Genomic DNA, 17559 nt, shown 5'->3' on the forward strand with positions numbered 1-17559 from the left:
CCTCGCCCAGGCTCTTCGCCGGGTTGTTCGGTATGGATCGGATGGCAGGTCCGGGGGCTCGCGGGCAGGTGCTGCACCCGCCTCGCTTGCGGGGCCGCTGGCGGCCTGTCCCGGCGGAACTCTGGACTTTTCTCTCGGCCCTCTTGCTGGGGCTATCCGTCGTTGTCGTTATATTCACTTCCCGGCCAAAGCAAGAAGCGAGCGCAAACGCGTGGATTTGCCTGATCCACGCATGGCCGGAACGTTCCGTAAGGCTAAACACGCGCGGCTCGTGCGGCGCTCACCATGTTCTCGATGGCCAGCCGGACTTCCGGCCATTTGCGGGTCTTGAGCCCGCAATCGGGATTCACCCAGAGCTGATCCGCCGGCAGGCGCGCGGCCGCGGCCGTCAGCAGCTCCGTCATCTCGCTGACGCTGGGCACGCGCGGCGAATGAATGTCATAGACGCCAGGTCCGATCTCCGCCGGATAGCGATAACCGGCGAAGGCATCGAGCAGCTCCATCTTCGAGCGCGCGGTTTCGATGGAAATGACATCCGCATCCATCGCGCCGATCGAGGCGATGATGTCGTTGAATTCCGAGTAGCACATGTGGGTGTGGATCTGCGTCGCATCCGCCACGCCCGAGGCCGTGATGCGGAAGCACTCCACCGCCCAGTCGAGGTAGTCGCCCCAGTCGCCCTTGCGCAGGGGCAGGCCCTCGCGCAGGGCGGCCTCGTCGATCTGGATGATGGCGGCCCCCGCGGTCTCCAGGTCCATCACCTCGTCGCGAATGGCGAAGGCGAGCTGACGGCAGGTCGCCGCGCGCGGCTGGTCGTCGCGCACGAAGGACCAGTTCAGGATCGTCACGGGGCCGGTGAGCATGCCCTTCATCGGGCGTTCGGTGAGCGACTGCGCATAGCGCCACCATTCGACGGTCATCGGCTTCGGCCGCGCGACGTCGCCATAGATGATCGGCGGGCGGACGCAGCGTGAGCCATAGGACTGCACCCAGGCGTATTTCGTGAAGACGAACCCGGAGAGCTGCTCGCCGAAATACTGCACCATGTCGTTGCGCTCGAACTCGCCATGCACCAGCACGTCGAGACCCACGGCTTCCTGCCAGCCGATCGTCAGCGCCGTCTGCCTGCGCAGGAAGGTTTCGTAGGCCACGTCGGCGAGAAGACCGCGGTCATGGTCGGCACGCGCCTTGCGCACCTCGTCGGTCTGCGGGAAGGAGCCGATCGTCGTGGTGGGATAGCTGGGCAGCCCGAGCTTCCGCCGCTGCAGGCCGCGTCGCGCCTCAAAGGCCGAGGCGCGCTGCGACAGCGCCGGATCCCGCTGCGCCGCGCGGGCCTGCACCGCCGGATTGTGGATCCGCGCGGAGCTTCGGCGCGAGGCGACGGAGGCGGTCGAGGCATCCAGCTGGTCGCGCACGGAAGCGCGGCCCTCGTTGAGCGCCTTCGCGAGCGTGGCCAGCTCCGCGATCTTCTGGAGAGCGAAGGCCAGCCAGTCCTTCACCTGCGGATCCATGGCGGCCTCGCGGGCCAGGTCGATCGGTGCATGCAGCAGGGAGCAGGAGGGGGCCAGGATGACGTCGCGACCGGCGGCGACGACGGGCTCGATGCGGTCGAGAATGGCGTTCAGGTCCGCCTTCCACACATTGCGCCCGTCGATCACGCCGAGCGACAGCATCAGATCCGGCCGCGCGCCATCCAGGACGGGGAGGAGCTGCTCCGGCGCGCGGACGAGATCGATATGCAAGCCATGGACCGGCAGGGAGAGGACCGTGTCGAGATTGTCGGACAGCGCGCCGAAATAGGTCGTCAACATCACCCGCAGGCCGAGGGCCGCCGTCGAGAGGGCGGCATAGGCCCCGGCATAGGCGGCGCGCGCGGCGTCGGAGAGGTCCATGACCAAAGCCGGCTCGTCGATCTGCACCCACCTGGCGCCGGCGCGGGCCAGCGACTGCAGCACCTCGACATAGACCGGGAGCAAGCGGGGAAGCAGCGTCAGCGGATCGAAGGCCTCGCCCTTGGCCTTGCCGAGCAGCAGATAGGTCACCGGGCCGACCAGGACGGGCCGCGTTTCGATGCCGAGGGCCTTGGCCGCCAGGTAGTGGTCGAGCGCCTTGGTCGAGGCCAGCCGGAAGGTCTGCTCCGGGGTGAATTCGGGCACGAGGTAATGGTAGTTCGTATCGAACCACTTGGTCATCTCAGCGGCGGGGGCGCCGTTGCCGCCATGGGCGGGCCCATGACCGGTGCAGCAGCTTTCGGCCGCCGCGCTGCCGGTGCGCGAGCCGCGCGCCATGGCGAAGTAGGTTTCGAGGCCGACCTGCCGATCCGTCCAGCCATAGATTGCAGGCACCGCGCCGACCATGGCGGTCGTGTCCAGCACATGGTCATAGACGGAGAAATCGTTGGAGGGGATGACGTTGGCGCCGAGATCGCGCTGGCGTTTCCAGTTCTGCGCGCGCAGGTCGCTCGCGACGGAAAGAAGTGCTTCGGCCTCGGTCGTGCCAGCCCAATAGGATTCCAGCGCGACCTTGAGCTCACGCTTCGGTCCCATGCGGGGGAAGCCGAGGGTGGCGACGGTGACTGTCATGGCAACCTCTACCTAGTTTATGGCGAGGTTTGACGGGGCACGTGCTAGCCTCCGCGCGGGTGCGATCCAGTCAAGAAGCAGCCCGTCGCAGCTTGCGCGCGACCTGACCGGGCACCCCGCCGGAGGACGTTATCTGTCGAGGCAGGTCTCCTGGCTCACGGGTCGCCGCGACGGTCCTGTCTTCCCAGGGCCGGGGCCCCAGTGACGTGATTGGACAGTCGCTCGCCGCTGACAGTTGCGGGGGCAGCGCCGGCATCGCACCGGCTTCCCTCTTAGCTGCGCGCAAGCGGGCGCGCAGAACCTCGATGGGGCGGAAAATCCTCCGTCCAGCAGCGTCTGTCAACCGCCTGATAAAGAAATGCTTATATCCCAATATCGAGCGGGGGCATTTTCTTTTCTAGACGTCCAGGATGCGTTCCACGGCCGCCGAAATCGCGAAGAGTCGCGCATCCCCCATGGCTTCGCCCATCAGCATGAGCCCGGCGGGAGCTTCGCCCGGAAGGTGGCAGGGCAGGCTGATCGCGCATCGGTCGAGGGCGTTCGCGATGGAGGTGTTGCGCAGCAGCAGCAGGTTGATGCGATTGTACTCGCTCTCCTCCGCCACGGCGGCGATGGGCGGCGGCGCCAGCGGCACCGTCGGGCAGATCACCGCGTCGAAGGGCGCCGTCCGGGCGGCGGTCGCCGCGATGACCTCCGCGCGGCCCTGCACCGCGGCCAGGTAGTCCGCCGCGCTCATCTTCTCCCCGCGCATGATCCGCTTCAGGATCAGCGGGTCGTAGCGCGGTCCGTCGCTGGCGATCAGCGCCTGGTGCCAGGCATAGGCCTCCGATGCCGTCAGCCCGCCCTTCGCATTGATCTGCGGCAGGCGCTCGAGTTCGGGCAAGGTAAGGTCGACCAGTGTCGCCCCGGCCTGCTCCAGCAAAGCGAGCGCCCGGGCATAGGGCCGCGCGACCTCACCCTCCATGCCGTCCTCGACGATATTGTGCAGCACGCCGAAGCGCAGGCCGGCGAGGCTGATTTCCGGCAGGGCCGGCGCATCATCCGCACCGGAGATGAAGGCGTCCAGCACATGGCAGCAGGCCACGGAGCGGGCCAGCGGGCCCACCGAGTCCAGCGAGACGGAGAGCGGTACCACGCCGTCGATCGGCACGCGCCGCGCCGTCGGCTTGAAGCCGACCACGCCGTTCAGCGCCGCCGGGATGCGGCAGGAGCCACCCGTGTCGGTGCCCAACCCGCCGAAGCCCATGCCATCCGCCGCCGCCACGCCCGCGCCCGAGGAGGAGCCGCCGGGCAGCCGGCCCGTCTCGCGGTCCCAGGCCGATTTCGGCGTGCCGTAATGCGGGTTCACGCCGAGGCCCGAAAACGCGAATTCCGTCATATTGGTCCGGCCGAGCACCACGAAGCCCTGGCGCTGCAGCCGCGCCACCACGGGCGCGGTCGCCAGGGCGGGGGCCGCCCCGTCCCGCGCCACGGAGCCGGCGCGGCTGACATGACCAGCCTCGTCGAAGAGGTCCTTGATGGTGATCGGGATGCCGGCGAAGCGGCTCGGCGCGCGGCCGACCAGGCGAAGCTGATCCATGGCCAGCGCCGAATCCCGGGCGGATTTGGCGTGGATCTCGGTGAAGACCCTCGGCCCTTCGCCGTGATCCATGCGGGCGAGAGCATCCTCGACCAGCGCGGCGGCGGTGACGCTGCCGCGTTCCAGGGCCTCGGCGGCATCGGCGATCGTGGGGAAGGCGTGGCGGGGCATGGGTCGTCCTGCGAAAGCTTGCGGGTGCGACTATGCGGGCAGGCCGCGAAAGGCGAAACCCGCCCCGTTCAGAACGTCATCCGCAGGGCGAGGGGATGGGCTGGAGCTCGCCGAGGCGGCCATCCACGACGAACTCGCCAAAATCCATCTTCAGCTCGTCGGCCACGCCGTTCTCGAAGTAGCGCATGCTGACCTCATAGTCGGGCGTGCCGGCGCCGCCGTTCTGGCCGCTGACATTGCGATCGAAGAAGGCGATGCGCATGCGCGCGCTGCCGATCTCGGCCAGCAGCGGAAAGGCCGGATTGGGCTGCGGCTGGGTCCAGCCGCCCGTGAAGATCGTGGTCGTGTCCTGTGCGCCGTCAGCGCTGGTGCCGTCGAAGAGGGGCGCGGTGAAGATCCGCTGATTCGTCCGGGCCGCGGCCAGGCTGCGGAGCGTGTGGATCATCGGCAGGATGGTGCCGGGGGGCAGGTCCTCCTGCGTATTGGCCGGCTCGGAATAGACGGCGCGGCCGCCCTGGGGCGTCAGCGTCGCCTCGCCGGCGATGCGCGAGGTCACGGCGCCCTCCGTCATCTGGGTGAGGGAGAAGCGAATGGAGGAGCCGTCCTTGGCTTCCAGCGTGGAATAATCCGAACTGGTCTCGATCGTATTGCCGTCGCGATCGGAGATCATGAGGGTGAAGCGCTGGCGCGAGGCCCAGGCGTCGCAGGCATCCACCACCTCGAAGAGCATGACGCCCTCGGCCCGCACCACGGAGGCGTTGTCGCGCACGCTGTCCAAGACGAGGCGATAGGCGGCCCGGTGGGCGAGCATATGCTCGGTCCCGGGCTCGTTTTCCGCCATGGCGGGGGTCAGCAGCGCGGCCGAGAGCAGCGCGGCCAGGACGGTTCGGATGATCATGTGGCGGAGCATAACCGAGAAGCCCCGCCGTGTAATCGCTCTCGTCGTAATGCTCCGGAAGGGTTCGGAGATCAGCCGGCGAGCTTCATCAAGCCATCCACCGCGACGCAGCCGTTCTCCCGGCAGACGAGCGGATTGATCTCCGCCTCCTCGAGCCGGTCGCCGAGGGCCGCGGCGAAGCCGGAGAAGCGGGCGACCGCCGCCGCGACGGCTTCGAGGTCGACCTTTGCACTGCCACGGAAGCCATCCAGAAGCGGGAAGGCCTTGAGCGATTTCAGCATCGCCAGGGCACCCTCCGGAGAGACCGGCGCCACGTCGAGCGTCACGTCCTTCCAGAGCTCCGCCTGCACGCCGCCGAGACCGACCAGGACCATGGTGCCGAATTGCGGATCGCGGCTCGCGCCCAGGATGAGCTCGACGCCACGCGCCTCCATGCGCTGGACCAGCACGCCGTCGATCTGGGCCTGGGGCGCGTGAGTGGCGGCGCCCTGAAGGATACGATCGAAGGCGGAGGAGACGGCGGCGGCGTCGGCGAGATTGAGCTGCACGCCGCCCACCTCGGTCTTGTGGGCGATGTCGGGGCTGTCGACCTTCAGCACCACCGGGAAGCCGAGGGCGGTCGCGGCCGCCACGGCGCCGGCGGCATCTTTCGCGCGGCGCTCATCGACGACGGGCAGGCCGGCGGCGGCGAAAGCGGATTTCGCCTCCGCTTCCATCAGCGTGCGGGCGCCGCTCGGGATGGCTTTCGCGGCGCTCCGGGCAACCGCGTCGATCGAACCAGGGGCGACCTTCGGCGCATGATGGTCGAACCAGAGCCGTAGCGTGTTCATCATCCGCCGCGTGCTGCGGAACAGCGAAAGATGGGTGGAAGCGTCGGCCGCCTCCGGCCCCGCGCCTTCCAGGCTCTCGGGGATCCAGCCGATGCAGATGGGCTTGCCCGAATTCGCCGACATCGGGTTCAGCGTGCGCATGCGCTGGGGCGTCGCGGTCGGGGCCGGATTGTGATAGACGACGGGGAAGACGATGGCCGCGTATTGCTCGTCCGCGAGCATCGCATCCATGCATTCCTCGAAGGATTTCGGATTGGTCGCGACCTGCGCCGTCAGGTCGCAGGGGTTCCGCGGGCTGCCGAAATCCGGGATCGCGGCGCGCAGCACCTTCTCCGTGGCCGGCGCGGGCTGAGGCAGTTCGAGCCCCGCGAATTCCGCATGATCGGCCGACATGATGCCCGCGCCGCCCGAGGGGGTCACGATGCCCACGCCACGCCCCTTGGTCCGGGGCGGGCCGGATTTGGCGAAGAAGCCGGCCGCCTCCAGCATGGCATCGAAATCCTCGACCTCCAGCATGCCGGCACGCTTGAACCCGGCCGACCAGGCGGCGGTGCTACCGGCGAGCGATCCGGTGTGCGACATCGCGGCCTTGGCGCCGATCTCCCCGCGTCCGAGCTTCAGCACCACGATGGCCTTGCCGAGATCGCGGGCCATATCGCCGAGCGCAAAGAGGCGGCGCGCATCGCGCAGACCCTCCACCACGAGGGCCACGCTGCGGCACTCGGGAATGGTGAGCTGGAAGGCCGCGAGATCGCAGACGTCGAGGTCGGTGGCATTGCCGGCCGTGGCCATGTGGCACATGGCGAAGCCGCGCTCGGCCGCCTGCATCAGCGCATAGCCCAGCGCACCGGACTGGCTGACCACGCCGACGCCGCCGACGGGCGCCGTCATCTTCGCGTAGTCCGGCATGAAGGTGGCGCCGGCCGCCTGGCGATGATCGCAGAAGCCCAGGCAATTGGCGCCGAGCAGCGGGAAGCCGAGCGCCCGGGCACGGTCGCGCAGGACCTGTTCCTCGACGGCACGCTCGGGCAGGTCGGTCTCGCCATATCCCGAGGCGAAGATGGCCGCGCCACCGCCGCCCTTGGCCGCCAGTGCCTCAACCGCGGCCATGACGCCCGGCCGGGGGAGGGCGATGACGGCGGAATCGGGAATGCCGGGAATATCGGCAACGGAGGCATAGCAGGGGCGGCCATGCAGCTCCTGGCCGGCGTATTTGGGGTTCACGCACCAGACCGGTCCGTCGAAATTCTGCATGTTCTGGACGGTGCGGGCCCCGAAGCCCGTCGCTTCGGCGGAGACGCCCACCACAGCCAGGCTGCGCGGCGCCAGAAGGCGGTTCAGGCTATTCGGGTCGCGCAATGGTTCCACGGAAAGCATCGAGGCGTCTCTCCCACGAGATTTGTTGAGGCTATTCCGAAGCAGGCAGCCTCTTTCGGCAAGCCCCCCATTCGACGCTCACTTCGTGGAAGTGCGTCCATCACATCATCCCAGCGAAGCGCGGCAGCCAAAGCGCAATGCCCGGGAACACCACCACCAAAGCGAGCGCCACGAACATCGCCAGGATCATCCAGATCACCCAGGGGATGGTGCTCTCCATGGTCACGCCGGCGATGCGGCAACTCACCATCAGATTCACGGCCATGGGCGGCGTGAACTGGCCGATGGCGATCTTCATGGTGAGGATGACGCCGAACCAGGTGAGGTCCCAATGGAAGGCCATGGCGATGGGGATGAGCACCGGCAGCAGGATGAGGAAGGTGGAGACGCCATCCAGGAACATGCCGATGAAGATGAGCGCGATCATCAGCAGCGCGATGGTGCCGTATTCGCCGAGACCGAGCCCGACGATCCAGCCCGCGATGGGCTGCACGATGCCGAGCGTGGCCGTGGACCACGCAAAGACGCTGGCGAGCGCGATGATGATGAGGATGACGGCCGAGATCTCGCCCGCCTCCACCAGCATCTCGTAGAGGTCGCGCAGCGTCATGCTCCGGTAGATGAAGAAGCCGACGAAGAGTCCGTAGAACACGGCCATCACCGCGGCCTCGGTCGGCGTGAAGGCGCCGATGCGCATGCCGCCCAGAATGATCACGGGCGCCATCAGCCCCCAGATCGCCTCCTTGAAGGCGCGCCAGACGGAGAGCTGGTCGCGGTCCGGGTTCTTGCCACCGAAATCCTTGATCCAGGAGATGATGACGATCGGTACGATGATGGCGCAGCCGGCCAGGATCCCCGGCATCATTCCCGCCATGAAGATCGCCGGCACCGAGACGCCGGGCACCATCACCGCATAGACGATGAAGGCGATGGAGGGAGGGATCAGGATATCCGTCGCGGCGGCGGCCGCCACGGTGCCGGCAATGAAGGGGCGCGGATAACCGTCCTTCACCATGCTGCGCGTCACGACCTGGCCCACGGCGGCCGAGGTGGCCGGTCCGGAGCCCGAGATGCCGCCGATGACCATCGCCACCAGCACCGCGACCGAGGCCAGAGCACCGCGCCCGGCGCCGACGAGCGTGGTCGCGAAGCGCACCAGCCGCAGCGCCACGCCGGTGCGGTCGAAGACGCAGCCCACCAGCACGAACATGGGGATGGCGATCAGCGGGTATTTCGCGATGCCGGCATAGACGTTGGTCGGCATGGCCATGAGTGTCTGGTCGGCAAGCGTGATCGCGAGCGCGCCGGCGAGCCCGAGCGCCACGCCGATCGGCACGCCGCCCACCAGCAGCGTCAGGAACATCAGGAAGAGGACGGCGCCGATCATCCCTCCTCTCCACGCGCCAGGCGAAGAATGCGGCCCGCGGCCCGTCCGATCACCAGCAGCGCCAGCACCGGCAGCCAGACGCTGTAGAGCCATTGCGGATGACCGAGGCCGGGGGACAGCACCTCGAAGTCGTATTCGTCCCATACCATCCTTGCGCCGTACCATGCGATGAGCGCGAAACAGAGGATGAGCAGTGCGCTGCCGATGATATCGGCGATGCGCCGGCCGCGCGGCGACAGCTTGTCCACGAAATAGCCGATGCGGATATGCCGTCCGCAGGCCGTGGCGAGGGCCGTGCCGATCATCGCCACGGCGACCATCAGCGCGACCGAGTATTCCTCGGTGAAGGAGAAGGAGATGTTGGTCAGGTAGCGCGTGACCACATTGCCGGCGGTGATGAGCGCCATGGTTCCCATGGCGGCGGCGAGCAGCACGCGCTCCAGCGTGAGCGGGATGCGCGTGCGGGGATCGGGAGGGGCCGCCGTCGGGTCGAAATCGGCGGCCATCAGGCGGACTGCCTCACGAGGCCGTCCGGATCGCGGCTTCGGCCTTGGCCACCAGCTCGCGCCCGACCATGGCACTCCACTTGTCGTAGACGGGGCGCAGCGCGGTGGCGAAGACGCGCTTTTCCTCGGGCGTGAGGACCGTCACCTCGACGCCACGGTTGCGCGCGTCCACGAGCGCGCTGTCGTCGGTACCGGGAATGCCGAGGCCATGGCGGGCGAGGGCGATGTTGCGGCGGGCGGCCTCGACGCCGCATTCGCGGATGAGCTGCTGGTCGGCGGGGGTGAAGCTCGCCATCAGCTGCTTGTTGAGGCCGAAGATCAGCGCGTCGTTCACATAGTTCCAGATGGTCATGTGCTTCTGCGAGAGCGTGTCCATGCGGAAGGCCAGGAAGAGGTTGACCGGGTTCTCCTGCCCGTCGACGGCGCCGGTCGAAAGTGCCGGCTGCAGGTCGGCGAAGGACATCTGCAGGGGGTTGGCGCCGAGGCCGTTGAAGATGTCGTTGAAGATGGCGCCGGCGGCGAAACGAATTTTCAGCCCGCGCAGGTCGGCGGGCGTTCGGATGGCGCGCCGGGAATTGCTGATCTCGCGGAAGCCGTTCTCGCCGAAGGAGACGGCGGTCACGTCGCGGCGATCCATGATGCCGACCAGGTCGCGGCCCACATCGCCGTTGAGCAGCGCGTCGAAGGCGCGGTGGTCGGGCATCAGGAAGGGCAGCTGGAAAATACCGGCCTCGCGCACCTGCGGCGCGATGTTGATGGTGCTGAACACCGCGAAGTCGATGATGCCCTGGCGCATGGCCAGCAATTCGCGCGTCTGGTCGCCGCCGACGAGCTGGCTGCCGGGATAGACCTTCACGTTGATGCGGCCGCCCGAGCGCTCGGTGATGAGCTCGGCCCATTGGAAGGCGCCCTCGGCGAAGGGGATGGGCCGGTTGCCGACCACAGACATCTTGTATTCGGGCCGATACTGCGTCTGCGCACGCGCGACATGCGGGGCGGCCAGCAGACTGGCACTGCCCGCCATCAGGGCGCGGCGGCTCGGGCTCGGGATCATGCTCTCGTTCCTCCCAGGCGGCCTTGTGCTGGCCGCTCGTTGCGGTGTCACAATGCGACCCGGAAAGCCGGACGCGCAAGACGGCCGTTAGAGGGGGGACCATGGAAAAGCTTCTGGCCGTGACGGGCGGCGCCTCGGGGATCGGGCTCGGCATCGTGGAGGCGGCCCCGGGGGCGGGCTGGCAGGTCGCGGCGGCGGACCTGACGGCGGGCGAGCGCGTGACCGGGCTCGACGTCACCGATGCGACGGCCGTTGCGGCCTGGATCGGAGGCCTGAAGAATTTGCGCGGCGTCGTGTGCAGCGCCGGGATATCGGCGGCGACACCCATTCTGGACACCGATCCGGAGGTCTTCCGCCGCATCCTGGACGTGAACGTGACCGGAAGTTTCCTGGTGGCTCAGGCCGCCGCCAAGGCGATGGTCGCGGGCGGGAAGGGGGGCTCGATCGTCCTTGTAGCGTCGGTGTCTGGGCTGCGGGGGATCCAGGATCGCGTGGCCTATGGAGCGTCCAAGGCCGCCGTGATCAACATGGCGCAGGTTCTGGCGATCGATCTGGCGAAATACGGCATCCGGGCCAATGCCATCTGCCCGGCGCCGGTGGAGACACCCCTGGTGACCGAGCTTCATGATGCCCAGACCCGTGCGCAATGGCTCTCGCGCATCCCCGCGGCCCGCTACGGCCGGGTGGAGGAGGTGGCCCAGGCAGCGCTCTTCCTGCTCGACGACGCGCGTTCCTCCTACATCACCGGCCATGCGCTTCCGGTGGATGGCGGATATGCCGGCGCGGGGGTGATGGCATGATCCCGACCGCCAATCTCGGCCGCCTGCTGACCCAAACGGCGCGGCGCCTGCCCGATGCGCCGGCCTTGATCTGGCGCGACCGCGCCTGGTCCTGGGCCGAGATCGACGCGCGTGTCGATCGCCTTTGCGCCGCGCTGAGGTCGCACGGGATTGCGCCGGGCGACCGTGTGCTGGTCCATTCGCGCAATTCCAACGTGATGTTCGAGAGCCTCTGGGCCTGCCTCAAGATCGGCGCCGTCTGGGTGCCGACCAATGTGCGTCTGACACCGCCGGAAGCCGCCTATCTGGCCGCGGCCAGCGGCGCACGGGCCATGCTGCGCGACCACGGCTTTGCCGCCCATGCCGATGCGGTGCGGGAGGCCGAGCCCGATTGCCGGTTGATGATCGCGGTGGGGGATGCGCGGGATGGCGAGTTCGATCACGAGGCGATGCTGGCCTCCGCCACGCCGCCGCCGCCAGACCACGAGGCAGATGTGGACCGCGACCATCCCTGCTGGTTCTTCTTCACCTCCGGCACGACGGGCCGGCCCAAGGCGGCCGTACTGACGCATGGCCAGATGGGTTTCGTCATCACCAACCATCTGGCCGACCTGATGCCGGGCCTGACGGAGCGCGACGTTTCGCTGGTCGTGGCACCGCTCAGCCACGGTGCCGGCATCCATGCCATGAGCCAGGTGGCGCGCGGCGCCTGCTCCGTCCTGTTGCCCGGCGAGCGGTTGGACACCGGCGTCGCCTGGGAACTCATCGAGCGGCACGGCGTGACCAATATGTTCACGGTGCCGACCATCCTGAACATGCTGGCGGCCGACGATCGCGCGGCGCCGCATGCGCTGCGGCATGTGATCTATGCCGGGGCGCCGATGTACCGCGCCGACCAGAAGCGCGCGATGGAGCGGCTCGGCCCCTGTCTTGTGCAGTATTTCGGGCTGGGCGAGGTGACCGGCAACATCACGGTCCTGCGCCCTGACCAGCATACGATGGATGACAGCGACCCGAGCGTGGGCAGTTGCGGCATGGCGCGGACCGGCATGGACCTCGCCATCCTCGATGAGGATGGAACGCGCCTGGCCTCTGGCGAGCAGGGCGGGATCTGCGTGCGGGGCAACGGTGTCTTCGCCGGCTACTGGCAGAACGAGGAGGCCACGCAGAAAGCCTTCCGCAACGGCTGGTTCCACACGGGCGACCTCGGCTTCCTCGACGCGCGCGGCTTCCTGCACATCACGGGCCGCGCCTCGGACATGTTCATCTCCGGCGGGTCGAACGTCTATCCGCGCGAGGTGGAGGAGGCGCTGCTGACGCACCCGACCATCGCGGAGTGCGCCGTGGTCGGGCTGCCGCATCCCAAATGGGGCGAGGCGGGCGTGGCCTGCGTGGTGCTGCGCGAGGGCGCCTCGGCGGAAGCACCTGAGCTGCTCGCGCATCTGGAGGCGCAACTCGCACGCTACCGTCACCCGCAGCGCTTCGTCTTCTGGGCTGAGCTCCCGAAGTCGGCCTACGGGAAGATTCCGAAAGCGTTGCTCCGGGAGCGCCTGGAAGCGGAGGGTATCCGCTTCTAGCCATGCAGCTTGGCTTTCGCACGGCGCAAACCCTAGGATCGCATCAACGTCCAAGAGGAAGCGTCTGAATGCCGTTCCCGCCGATGCGCCGCCGTGCCGTCGTTGCCACCGCCTTGGCTGCGCCTGGCCTGGCGAGGGCGCAGTCCCCGGCCTTTCCGACCAAGCCCATCAGCCTGATCGTGCCCTTTCCACCCGGCGGCACGACCGACATCTCGATGCGCGCGCTAGCCGAGGCGGCATCCCGGCAACTGCAGCAGCCCATCATCATCGAGAACAAGCCGGGCGCCGCGAACACCCTGGGTGCCGCCCAGGTCGCGCGCGCTCGGCCCGACGGATATCTGCTGACGCAGTTCCCCGCCTCGGCCATTCGCGTGCAGATCCTGCAGCGGCTGCCCTATGACACGCTGCGCGACTTCACGCCCATTGCCTGCATCACCGGCTATCCCTTCGTGGTGGCGGCCAAGGCCGGGCGCTTCACGGGAGGATGGCGCGGCTTCATCGAGGAGGCGAGGCGCAATCCGGGCAAGCTGACCTATGGCAGCACCGGGGCCAATGGCACGCCGCACGTCACCATGGCCGAACTTTTGCAACGCGAGGGGGTTGAGGCCCTGCATCTGCCCTTCCGCGGAGATGCGGACGGGGCGCAGTCGATGCTAGGCGGGCATATCGACCTGATGGCCGGTTCCACCAGCCTGGGCGCGCTGGTGGATGGCGGCCAGGCGGAGTTCCTGAATGTCTGGACGCCGGATCGGCTGCGACGCTGGCCTCAGGCCCCCACGCTCAAGGAACTGGGCTACGGCATGGTGGTGACCACGCCCTTCGGCATCATGGCGCCGGCCGGGCTCGATCCCGTGATCGCTCGCAGGCTGCACGACGCCTTCGCGGCCGCGACGCGGGACCAGCAGTTCCAGGAGTTGCTGAGCCGCTACGACATGATCTCGGAGTACCGCGACAGCACGGAATACGCCGCGCTGCTGCGCGAGATGGTGCAGCACGAGACCGCCCTGATCCAGCGGCTCGGGCTGCGCGCGGGGTAGGCGCCGCCGGCGGCGGCGCCCTTGGGGTGCCGCTGTCCTTAGCTGTTCGGGCCGCGCCCGATGCCCACCGGCTGCCAGCGCTGCAGCTTGGTGTTCTGCAGCACGGCCGGGTTCACGCAGCTCATCGGCCACTTGCCCGACAGGACGAGCGCCAGCTCGCTGCCCACGCGGCGCTTGCGCGCCTCGTCGAAGCGCGCCGAGGCCGAGGCGGTGTGCGCGGAGAGGATCACGTTATCCATGCTCAGCAGCGGGTTGTTGTGCGAGGGCGGCTCCACCTCGAGCACGTCTAGGCCGGCATAGGCGATCCAGCCCTCGGTCAGCGCCTTGATCAGCGCGGATTCGTCCACCGTCGGGCCGCGGCCCGTGTTGATGAAGATGCTGGTCTTCTTCATTTTCCGGAAATGCTCCTCCTTCAGGAGGTGCGTGCATTCCGGCCGTGCCGGCGCGTGCATGGAGACGAAGTCCGACTGGCTCATGACGTCGTTGAGCGAGACCGGCATCACGCCATGCTCGCTGATCTGCGTCTCGTCGAGGAAGGGGTCATAGGCGATCAGCCGCAGGCCGAAGGGGGCCGCGCGCTTGGCGACGGCACGGGCCACGCGGCCGAAGCTGACGAAGCCGAGCGTCTGTCCCATGAGGCGCGGGATCTGCAGGAGCGCGGGGCGGCCTTCCTTCCAGCGATGCTCGCGCACCATCTTGTCCTGCTCGATCACGCGCCGGAAGCTCGAGAGCAGCAGCGTCATCGCGTGGTCGGCGACCTCCTCGATGAAGGTGTCGGGCACGTTGGTCACGGGGATGCCGGCGCGCGTCGCGGCCTTCACGTCCACGCTGTCCACGCCGACCGAGCCGAGCGTGATCGACTTGCAGTTCTTCAGGCCCGCGATGATCTCGGCAGTGATGGGGATGCCCTTGGCGTAGATGGCATCGGCATTCTGGGCGGCGGCGATGAAGCCGGCGGTGTCCATGGGCGCCTCGACGATCTCGGCATCCATGCCCTGGAGCGCCTCCATCTCGAGGTCATAGCCGCCGCCAGCGACGGTGAAGCTCGCGCCTGCGGGCGTGATGATGCGGAATTTCGCCATTTGCGTTTTCTCCCAAGAATTTCAGCGAGCGAAGCATGCTCGTGCCGGCGCGACAAGCGGCCCTCTTGCACCCGCATCCAGTCCATCTAGGCTCCCGCTCAACAATGGAAGGGAACGTCCGATGGGTAAGTTAGCTGGGCAAATCGCGTGGGTGACGGGCGCGGGGAGCGGCATCGGCGAGGCCGCCGCCATCGCGCTGGCCGCGGAAGGGGCGGCTGTCGTCCTCACCGGTCGCACCAAGGAGAAGCTCGACAGGGTCGCGGCCGCGATCAAGGCCGCCGGTGGCACCGTGCATGTGAAAACGGCAGATCTCGCCAAGCCCGCCGCGGTCCAGAAGGTCGCGGACTTCATCCACAGCAAGCTCGGCCGCCTCGACATCCTGGTGAACAATGCCGGGGTGAACATCCAGCAGCGCAGCTGGAAGGACCTGAAGCCCGAGGGCGTGCAGGATCTGGTGAACGGCAATCTCTTCTCGGCCTTCTATTGCGCGATGTCGGCCCTGCCGATCATGCGCGCGCAGGGCGGTGGACTGATGATCCACACGGCCTCGATGGCCGGCCGCTTCGTGAGCCCTCTGTCGGGCGCCGGCTACACGGCCTCGAAGCACGCGGTCGTGGCGATGAGCCACAGCCTCAACATGGAGGAGTGCGGCAATGGCATCCGCTCCACCGCCATGTGCCCGGGCGAGGTGCGCACGCCGATCCTCGACAAGCGTCCGGTCAAGCTGACGGACAAAGAGTTGTCGGAGATGGTGCAGCCCGAGGATTGCGGGGCGCTGGTCCTTTTCCTCGCGACCATGCCCCCGCATGTCTGCATCAACGAGGTCCTGATCACGCCGACGCGCAACCGCGGCTACCTCGCGGCCATGGCGCGGAGCAAGCCGGCCGCGAAGTAAGCGTCAGGTGGGGCGCTTCAGCGCCCCACCGCATAGCCTTGCATGCCGCGGGGATTGGCCCCCGCGAAGATCTGCCCGTCCGCCTCGCGCCGGGCGCCCGTCAGACGCCCCTCGGTCCAGTCGCCACCCATCTCCGCCTTGTGGCCACGGGCCTGCAGGGCGGAGAGGACCTCCGGTGCGTAACGCCCCTCCAGCACGAGCTTGCCGGGCTTGGCGCCGCGCGGCCAGAAGCTGCTGACCCAATGCTCCGAATGGAAGGAAGGCAGGTCGATCGCCTCCTGGATATTGAAGCCGTGCGCCAGCATCCGCGAGACCATGATCGACTGCCACTGGTCCTGCTGCTCGCCGCCTGGCGTGCCGAAGCTCATCCAGGGCTTGCCGTCGCGCAAAACCATGGAGGGCGAGAGGGTCGTGCGCGGCCGCTTGCCCGGCTGGAGCCCATTGGGCAGCGACTCATCCAGCCAGAACATCTGGCAGCGCGTGCCCAGGCAGAAGCCCAGCGCCGGGATGGCTGGCGAGGATTGCAGCCAGCCCGCCGAGGGCGTTGCGCTCACGAAGTTGCCGTGCCGGTCGATCACGTCGACATGGCAGGTATCGCCGCTGGAGGCGCCCAGGCGCGAGACGGTGGGCTCGCCCGTGCCAGCCGCCATGGCCATCGCCTCGGAACGATGCACGGCCGCGGCATAGTCCACGCCGCGGATCGGCAGGCCGTCGGGGTTGCCGGGCCGGAATTCCAGCGAGGCGTCGTGGCCGATGAGCTTGCGGCGCTCATCGGCATAGGCCTTGGAGAGCAGCGTCGCGAGCGGGACCTCGGCGAAGTTGGGGTCGCCATAGAAGGCCTCGCGGTCGGCGAAGGCGAGCTTCATGGCTTCGGCGACGTGATGGACGAACTCGGCCCCCACCGGATCCATCGCGGCCAGATCGAAGCCCGACAGCAAAGACAGGGTCTGGAGCATCGCCGGACCCTGGCTCCAGGGGCCGCATTTCAGCACCGTCGTGCCCATGAATTCCAGGAAGGCCGGGGCTTCCACGCCGGCGCGCCATCCAGCCATATCGTGGCCCGTCAGGACCGCGGCATGCCGCTCGCCGGAAGTGTCCACGGCCGGGGTGCGGCCGAAGCGATCGATCGCCTCGGCGACGAAGCCGGAATACCAGATGTCCCGCGCCGCCTGGATTTCGGAATCACGGTCCCGTCCGGAGGCTTCGGCCTCGCGGACCACCCTTTCATAGGTATCGGCCAGGGTCGGGTTGGCATAGAGCCCGCCGGGCTGCGGCCCGCCGTTGCGCAGCCAGATCGCGGCCGAGCTCTTCCACTCCGCCTCGAAGAGGGGCTTCACCGTTGCGATCGTCTGGCAGACGCGCGGCACCATATGGGCGCCGTTGCGGGCGTAGGAGATGGCATAGGCCAGCACCTCGCGCAGGCGCCAGGTGCCGTGGTTCAGCAGCATCGAGGCCCAGGCGTCGAAGGCGCCGGGGATGGGCGCCGCGAGGAAGCCCGTGCCCGGGATCAGATCGAGGCCGAGCCGGTTCTTCACATGGTCGACGGTCAGGCCGGCAGGGGCAGGGCCCTGGCCGCAGATGACCATCTCCTGGCCGAGCTTCGCGTCGTGAAGGATGATGGGGCAGTCGCCGCCGGGGCCGTTGAGGTGTGGCTCGACGATCTGCAGGGTGAAGCCCGCCGCGGCCGCTGCGTCGAAGGCATTGCCGCCCCGCTCCAGCACCGCCATACCGACCTGGCTCGCGAGCCAGTGCGTGGAGGCCACAGCCCCGAATGTTCCGGCGATCTCAGGGCGAGTGGTGAACAT

General features: G+C 68.2%; 13 protein-coding genes and 1 riboswitch. Of the genes, 4 read left to right on the forward strand and 9 right to left on the reverse strand.

The window, feature by feature from the left end; all coding sequences use genetic code 11:
• Nucleotides 1-254: 254 nt before the first annotated feature.
• The 7 genes from metE to dctP all read right to left on the reverse strand — a co-directional run bounded on the left by metE (nucleotide 255) and on the right by dctP (nucleotide 10384).
• Nucleotides 255-2582, reverse strand: coding sequence for a 5-methyltetrahydropteroyltriglutamate--homocysteine S-methyltransferase (gene metE / locus ACO057_RS17525; RefSeq protein ID WP_421993898.1), 2328 nt, complete (start codon nucleotides 2580-2582; stop codon nucleotides 255-257).
• A 123-nt stretch (nucleotides 2583-2705) separates the two neighbouring features.
• Nucleotides 2706-2902, reverse strand: a riboswitch (cobalamin riboswitch).
• Nucleotides 2903-2979: 77 nt separating this feature from the next.
• Nucleotides 2980-4332: an amidase gene (locus ACO057_RS17530; protein WP_421993899.1), complete on the reverse strand. Its 1353-nt coding sequence runs from the start codon at nucleotides 4330-4332 to the stop codon at nucleotides 2980-2982.
• A 76-nt stretch (nucleotides 4333-4408) separates the two neighbouring features.
• Nucleotides 4409-5230, reverse strand: coding sequence for an EipB family protein (locus tag ACO057_RS17535; RefSeq protein ID WP_421993900.1), 822 nt, complete (start codon nucleotides 5228-5230; stop codon nucleotides 4409-4411).
• A gap of 71 nt (nucleotides 5231-5301) precedes the next feature.
• Nucleotides 5302-7437 carry an acetate--CoA ligase family protein gene (locus ACO057_RS17540; protein WP_421993901.1) on the reverse strand — a complete coding sequence of 712 codons (2136 nt, stop codon included), beginning with the start codon at nucleotides 7435-7437 and terminating at the stop codon, nucleotides 5302-5304.
• Between the two features lie 100 nt (nucleotides 7438-7537).
• Nucleotides 7538-8824, reverse strand: coding sequence for a TRAP transporter large permease (locus ACO057_RS17545; RefSeq protein WP_421993902.1), 1287 nt, complete (start codon nucleotides 8822-8824; stop codon nucleotides 7538-7540).
• The gene (locus ACO057_RS17550; protein ID WP_421993903.1) at nucleotides 8821-9330 is read right to left on the reverse strand and encodes a TRAP transporter small permease; all 510 of its coding nucleotides are present in this window, start codon (nucleotides 9328-9330) and stop codon (nucleotides 8821-8823) included. Before ACO057_RS17550 ends, ACO057_RS17545 begins: the two co-directional genes overlap by 4 nt.
• A gap of 13 nt (nucleotides 9331-9343) precedes the next feature.
• The gene (gene dctP, locus ACO057_RS17555; protein ID WP_421993904.1) at nucleotides 9344-10384 is read right to left on the reverse strand and encodes a TRAP transporter substrate-binding protein DctP; all 1041 of its coding nucleotides are present in this window, start codon (nucleotides 10382-10384) and stop codon (nucleotides 9344-9346) included.
• 101 nt (nucleotides 10385-10485) lie between these two features.
• Between dctP and ACO057_RS17560 the strand changes: the two genes are divergently transcribed.
• From ACO057_RS17560 to ACO057_RS17570, 3 genes are all read left to right on the forward strand, one after another.
• A complete protein-coding gene (locus ACO057_RS17560) occupies nucleotides 10486-11184 on the forward strand; it encodes an SDR family NAD(P)-dependent oxidoreductase (RefSeq protein ID WP_421993905.1) in 699 nt (232 codons plus the stop codon).
• Nucleotides 11181-12740: an acyl-CoA synthetase gene (locus ACO057_RS17565; RefSeq protein ID WP_421993906.1), complete on the forward strand. Its 1560-nt coding sequence runs from the start codon at nucleotides 11181-11183 to the stop codon at nucleotides 12738-12740. The genes ACO057_RS17560 and ACO057_RS17565 overlap by 4 nt, the downstream gene beginning before the upstream one ends.
• Nucleotides 12741-12808: 68 nt before the next feature.
• A complete protein-coding gene (locus ACO057_RS17570; RefSeq protein WP_421993907.1) occupies nucleotides 12809-13777 on the forward strand; it encodes a Bug family tripartite tricarboxylate transporter substrate binding protein in 969 nt (322 codons plus the stop codon).
• Nucleotides 13778-13815: 38 nt separating this feature from the next.
• Here the strand turns inward: ACO057_RS17570 and ACO057_RS17575 are convergent, their stop codons facing one another.
• A complete protein-coding gene (locus ACO057_RS17575) occupies nucleotides 13816-14859 on the reverse strand; it encodes a C-terminal binding protein (RefSeq protein WP_421993908.1) in 1044 nt (347 codons plus the stop codon).
• 121 nt (nucleotides 14860-14980) lie between these two features.
• Here ACO057_RS17575 and ACO057_RS17580 point away from each other — a divergent pair, with 121 nt between their 5' ends.
• A complete protein-coding gene (locus ACO057_RS17580; RefSeq protein WP_421993909.1) occupies nucleotides 14981-15754 on the forward strand; it encodes an SDR family oxidoreductase in 774 nt (257 codons plus the stop codon).
• Nucleotides 15755-15771: 17 nt separating this feature from the next.
• On the opposite strand, the gene ACO057_RS17585 is transcribed toward ACO057_RS17580, so the two are convergent.
• Nucleotides 15772-17517 (reverse strand): gamma-glutamyltransferase family protein, encoded by a 1746-nt coding sequence (locus ACO057_RS17585; RefSeq protein WP_421993910.1) that lies wholly within the window; start codon nucleotides 17515-17517, stop codon nucleotides 15772-15774.
• Between the last annotated feature and the right edge of the window lie 42 nt (nucleotides 17518-17559).

The organism is Roseococcus sp. (assembly GCF_965227005.1).
Taxonomy (GTDB): Bacteria; Pseudomonadota; Alphaproteobacteria; order Acetobacterales; family Acetobacteraceae; genus Roseococcus.

Excerpts from the sequence above, each read along its gene's own strand:
- metE (WP_421993898.1), bottom strand. The coding sequence starts at position 2,582 with ATGACAGTCACCGTCGCCACCCTCGGCTTCCCCCGCATGGGACCGAAG.
- ACO057_RS17530 (WP_421993899.1), bottom strand. The coding sequence starts at position 4,332 with ATGCCCCGCCACGCCTTCCCCACGATCGCCGATGCCGCCGAGGCCCTG.
- ACO057_RS17535 (WP_421993900.1), bottom strand. The coding sequence starts at position 5,230 with ATGATCATCCGAACCGTCCTGGCCGCGCTGCTCTCGGCCGCGCTGCTG.
- ACO057_RS17540 (WP_421993901.1), bottom strand. The coding sequence starts at position 7,437 with ATGCTTTCCGTGGAACCATTGCGCGACCCGAATAGCCTGAACCGCCTT.
- ACO057_RS17545 (WP_421993902.1), bottom strand. The coding sequence starts at position 8,824 with ATGATCGGCGCCGTCCTCTTCCTGATGTTCCTGACGCTGCTGGTGGGC.
- ACO057_RS17550 (WP_421993903.1), bottom strand. The coding sequence starts at position 9,330 with ATGGCCGCCGATTTCGACCCGACGGCGGCCCCTCCCGATCCCCGCACG.
- dctP (WP_421993904.1), bottom strand. The coding sequence starts at position 10,384 with ATGATCCCGAGCCCGAGCCGCCGCGCCCTGATGGCGGGCAGTGCCAGT.
- ACO057_RS17560 (WP_421993905.1), top strand. The coding sequence starts at position 10,486 with ATGGAAAAGCTTCTGGCCGTGACGGGCGGCGCCTCGGGGATCGGGCTC.
- ACO057_RS17565 (WP_421993906.1), top strand. The coding sequence starts at position 11,181 with ATGATCCCGACCGCCAATCTCGGCCGCCTGCTGACCCAAACGGCGCGG.
- ACO057_RS17570 (WP_421993907.1), top strand. The coding sequence starts at position 12,809 with ATGCCGTTCCCGCCGATGCGCCGCCGTGCCGTCGTTGCCACCGCCTTG.
- ACO057_RS17575 (WP_421993908.1), bottom strand. The coding sequence starts at position 14,859 with ATGGCGAAATTCCGCATCATCACGCCCGCAGGCGCGAGCTTCACCGTC.
- ACO057_RS17580 (WP_421993909.1), top strand. The coding sequence starts at position 14,981 with ATGGGTAAGTTAGCTGGGCAAATCGCGTGGGTGACGGGCGCGGGGAGC.